This is a genomic window from Streptomyces alkaliphilus, assembly GCF_014141535.1.
In the GTDB taxonomy this organism is placed as follows: Bacteria; Actinomycetota; Actinomycetes; order Streptomycetales; family Streptomycetaceae; genus Streptomyces; species Streptomyces alkaliphilus.
Genome location: NZ_VKHT01000438.1, coordinates 1 through 4171, shown reverse-complemented (window position 1 = coordinate 4171; position 4171 = coordinate 1). Strand labels below are relative to the sequence as shown.

Sequence of the window (4171 nt, the reverse complement as noted above, 5' to 3'; positions counted from 1 at the left end):
CCCGTCGGGGGGTCGGGCGGCCTTCGTCGCCGCGCTGCCCAAGGCCGAACTGCACGTCCACCATGTGGGCTCCGCCGCCCCGCACACCGTGGCCGCCCTCGCCGCCCGTCACCCCGACTCCCCGGTGCCGAAGGATCCGCAGGCACTGGCCGAGTACTTCACCTTCCGGGACTTCGCGCACTTCATCGAGGTCTACATCTCGGTGGTGGACCTGATCCGTGACCCGGAGGACGTCCGACTGCTGACCTACGAGGTGGGGCGGGACCTGGCCGACCGCAACGTGCGATACGCGGAGCTGACGGTCACCCCGGTGACCTCCACCCGGCGCGGGATCGCTCCGGAGGCCTTCCTGGAGGCGATCGAGGACGCCCGGGTGACCATCGAGCGGGACCGGGGCCTGGTGCTGCGCTGGTGCTTCGACATCCCCGGCGAGTTGGGGCTCCCGGCCGCCGAGGAGACCGCCCGGATGGCCTGTGAGCTGCGTCCCGAGGGGTTGGTCTCCTTCGGACTCGGGGGCCCCGAGATCGGGGTGGGCCGGGCACAGTTCAAGCCGTTCTTCGACCGGGCGATCGCCGAGGGACTGCACAGCGTGCCGCACGCCGGGGAATCCAGCGACGCGACCTCCGTCCGGGAGGCGGTGGAGGCGTTGCGGGCGGAGCGGATCGGCCACGGCATCCGGGTCGTGGATGACCCGGCGCTGATGGAGGAGCTGGCGGAGCGCGGCATCCCCTTGGAGATCTGCCCCACCTCCAACGTCGCCACCCGGTCGGTGCCCTCGTTCGCCGGGCACCCGCTGCCGACGATCGCGGCGGCCGGGGTGCCGTTCTCGATCAACAGCGACGATCCGCCGATGTTCGGTACCGACATCGATCGGGAGTACCTGATCGCCGGGGAACTCCTGGGGTTGGACGAGGCGGGGCTGGCCGAGCTGGCACGCTCCGCCGTCCGGCAGTCGTTCCTCGACCCGGCCGGGCGGACCCGTCTGGTGGCCGAGATCGACGCGCACCTGGCGGGGTGGATCCGATGAGCGGCGCGACCTCCCACCCGGGCGGAAGCCCTGCCGGGGCCCCCGGCAACACCCTGGTCGTGGCCCACCGGGGCGATCCCTACCGGGTGCGGGAGAACACCCTGGCCTCCTTCCGCTCGGCGATCGCCGAGGGGGCCGACGCGGTCGAGTTGGATGTCCGACTGAGCCGTGACGGGGTGCCGGTGGTGGTGCACGACCCGGGGCTGAAACGGTTGTGGGGAGTGGACCGCGCGGTGGCCGATCTGACGGTGGCGGAGATCCGCGAGGCATCCGCGGGCGGGGTGCCGACCCTGGCCGAGGCGTTGGGGGCGACCTTCCCGACCCGGGTGCTGATCGACCTGCCGGAGCCGGACGGGGCGACCGCCCGGGCCGCCGTCGCGACGGTGGCGGGAGACGGTTCCGTCGACCGGGTGTACTGGTGCGGCGACCCCGCCGCCCTGCTGGCGGTCCGGGCCGATGATCCGACGGCGGAGATCGCCCTGACCTGGAAGCGCAGCGCCCCGGTCCGGGCGGGCCTGGTCGCGGAGGTGCGCCCCCGGTGGCTCAACTACCGTTTCGGGCTCCTGGACCGGGCCACCGTGGACCGGGCCCGGGAGGCGGGATACCTGTTGGGGGCGTGGACGGTGGACAGCGGACGAACCATGCGTCGACTGTTGGCCATGGGAGTGGACGCGATCACCAGTAACCGCCCCGGCACCCTGAGGCGGGCCGTGGACCGGGCCGCGGCGGAGGGCGGCGAGCGGTGAGATCCCCCCGTCGCGGGACGGGTGTCCCGCGACGGGGTGGACGCGATCAGCAGAGGCGACCGCCGCGCACGATGACGCAGCCGTCGGTCGAGGAGGCGATCGCGGGGGCGGCGGCGGTACCGGCGAACAGGCCCATTGCCATGAGGACGGTGGCGGCGCGGGCGATCACACGGGTGCGGTGGCGCATGGGGGATCATCCTCCGGGTCGCGGAAAGGGTTGGTGGTGCCGAACGGGCCGATGCCGCACCGGTGGATGCGGACAGCGACTCAACGGACACCGAAAGTATCAGCCGCCACCCCGGTGTACAGAGCACCTTTCGGCCAACCCCGACCCCGGCGCCCCGGGGGCATCGTGCGCCCCCGGGCACACGCGGGCGCCTCCCACCGCCACACCACCGGCCGTACCCGGCACGTCGGTGGACCGGCCACCGGGGGCGGGCGCCGAGGCGTCCGCCCCCGACACCTCACAACGCGGTCATGACGTGCTTGATCCGGGTGTAGTCCTCCAGCCCGTAGGCGGACAGGTCCTTGCCGTACCCCGACTTCCCGAAACCGCCGTGGGGCATCTCGCCCACCAGCGGGATGTGGGTGTTGATCCAGACGCAGCCGAACTCCAGCGCCCGGGACATCCGCATGGCGCGGGCGTGGTCACGGGTCCACACCGAGGAGGCCAGCGCGTAGTCCACGCCGTTGGCCCACTCCACCGCCCTCGCCTCGTCGGGGAAGCGCTGCACCGTGATGACCGGGCCGAAGACCTCCTGCTGGATGATCTCGTCCTCCTGGCGCAGACCGCTGACCACGGTCGGCGCGTACCACCAGCCGCGCTCCCCCACCCGGCGGCCACCGGTCTCCACCCGGGCGTGGGCCGGCAGCCGGTCGATGAAACCGGCGACCCGCTCCAGGTGGGAGGGGTTGTTCAACGGGCCGTAGAAGATGTCCGGGTCGGCCGGGTCACCGGTGCGGACGTCCGCCGCGGCCTTGGTGAGCGCCTCCAGGAAGGCATCGTGGATCGACTCGTGGACCAGCACCCGGGTGGCCGCCGTGCAGTCCTGACCGGCGTTGAAGAAGCCCGCGTCGCGGATGCCCTCCACGGCGGCTTCGATGTCGGCGTCCTCGAAGACGACACAGGGGGCCTTGCCGCCCAGTTCCAGGTGGACGCGCTTGAGGTCACGCGCGGCCGAGGCCGCCACCTCGGTGCCCGCACGGACCGAGCCGGTGATCGACACCATGGCCGGAACGGGGTGCTCGACCATGAGACGACCGGTGTCACGGTCGCCGCACACCATGTTGAACACTCCGCGCGGCAGGATCTCCCCGAGGATCTCGGCGATCAGCACGGCCGAGGCGGGGGTGGTGTCGGAGGGCTTGAGGACGACCGTGTTCCCGGCGGCGAGGGCCGGGGCGAACTTCCACACCGCCATCATCATCGGGTAGTTCCAGGGAGCGACCTGGGCACACACGCCCACCGGCTCCCGCCGCACGAAGGAGGTCATGCCCTCCATGTACTCACCGGCCGATTTGCCCTCCAGCAGACGGGCGGCTCCGGCGAAGAAGCGGATCTGCTCGAGCATCATCGGCAGTTCCTCCTGCCGGGTGAGCTCCAGCGGCTTACCGGTGTTCCGGCACTCGACCTCCAGCAGTTCGTCGGCCCGGCGCTCGAAGGCGTCGGCGATCCGCAGCAGGGCGAGCTGCCGCGCGGCGGGGGTGGTGTCCCGCCAACCGGGGAACGCGGCCGCGGCGGCCCTCATGGCCGCCTCCACGTCCTCGGCCCCCGAGAGCGGGGCGGTCGCCCAGGCGGAGCCGGTGGTCGGATCCATGACGTCGGTGGTCCGCCCGTCCGCGGCGTCACGGAACTCCCCGTCGATGTGATTGCGCAGCCGGCGCAGCTCGGTGGTCACAACACCCTCCAGCATCGTTCGATCCCCGGCCGTCGTCGGCCGGGGAGTCCTCGGGACGGGCCCGTTCGGGACCCACGGTAGGTCGCCCACCGGACCGGACGACAGTCCGGCCGGCGGGAAAATTTACGGTTTCGACTCGGAACAAACATTTCACGTCCGGTGATTCGTGGTGGGACGCGAAGAAATTGCACTCCTCCGAGGAGTGCGGCCGGTGGGCGTCCGTCCCGTGAACCCGTGTCCCCGTGAACCCGTGAGTCGGGGGACACGGGGCGCCCCTCCTCCCCTCTCGGTGTCTCTCGGTGCCTCTCGTGCCTTCCCGGCGCCTCCCGTTCCTTTCCGCCGGCCTCCCGCCGCCTCCGGGCCCCGGCACGCCGGGCGACCGACGTTGGCCCGACCGGGCGGTTTCCGTCCGACGCGCCGCGGACCACCGATTCGACACCGACCGGCGGAGGTGGCTCTTGGTAACCTCCGTGTCACCCATCACCCCCGCTCCCCGACCC

At 72.2% G+C, this 4171-nt stretch carries 4 protein-coding genes; 2 read left to right on the top strand and 2 right to left on the bottom strand.

Going from position 1 to position 4171, the window contains the following annotated elements; all coding sequences use genetic code 11:
* Window positions 1–34 precede the first annotated feature (34 nt).
* Window positions 35–1027 (top strand): adenosine deaminase, encoded by a 993-nt coding sequence (locus FNQ90_RS14520; protein ID WP_182606768.1) that lies wholly within the window; start codon window positions 35–37, stop codon window positions 1025–1027.
* Entirely contained in the window at window positions 1024–1773 is a 750-nt protein-coding gene (locus tag FNQ90_RS14515; protein ID WP_182606767.1) for a glycerophosphodiester phosphodiesterase, read from the top strand. The genes FNQ90_RS14520 and FNQ90_RS14515 overlap by 4 nt, the downstream gene beginning before the upstream one ends.
* A 46-nt stretch (window positions 1774–1819) precedes the next feature.
* Here FNQ90_RS14515 and FNQ90_RS14510 read toward each other — a convergent pair whose 3' ends face one another.
* Both FNQ90_RS14510 and FNQ90_RS14505 read right to left on the bottom strand, forming a co-directional pair.
* Window positions 1820–1960: a hypothetical protein gene (locus FNQ90_RS14510; RefSeq protein ID WP_153427144.1), complete on the bottom strand. Its 141-nt coding sequence runs from the start codon at window positions 1958–1960 to the stop codon at window positions 1820–1822.
* Window positions 1961–2237: 277 nt separating this feature from the next.
* On the bottom strand, window positions 2238–3671 hold the full coding sequence (locus FNQ90_RS14505; protein ID WP_143622312.1) for a gamma-aminobutyraldehyde dehydrogenase: 1434 nt from the start codon (window positions 3669–3671) through the stop codon (window positions 2238–2240).
* Between the last annotated feature and the right edge of the window lie 500 nt (window positions 3672–4171).

Bases quoted from the DNA above. Each gene is read 5' to 3' on its own strand.
- FNQ90_RS14515 (WP_182606767.1), top strand. From the start codon at position 1,024: ATGAGCGGCGCGACCTCCCACCCGGGCGGAAGCCCTGCCGGGGCCCCC.
- FNQ90_RS14510 (WP_153427144.1), bottom strand. From the start codon at position 1,960: ATGCGCCACCGCACCCGTGTGATCGCCCGCGCCGCCACCGTCCTCATG.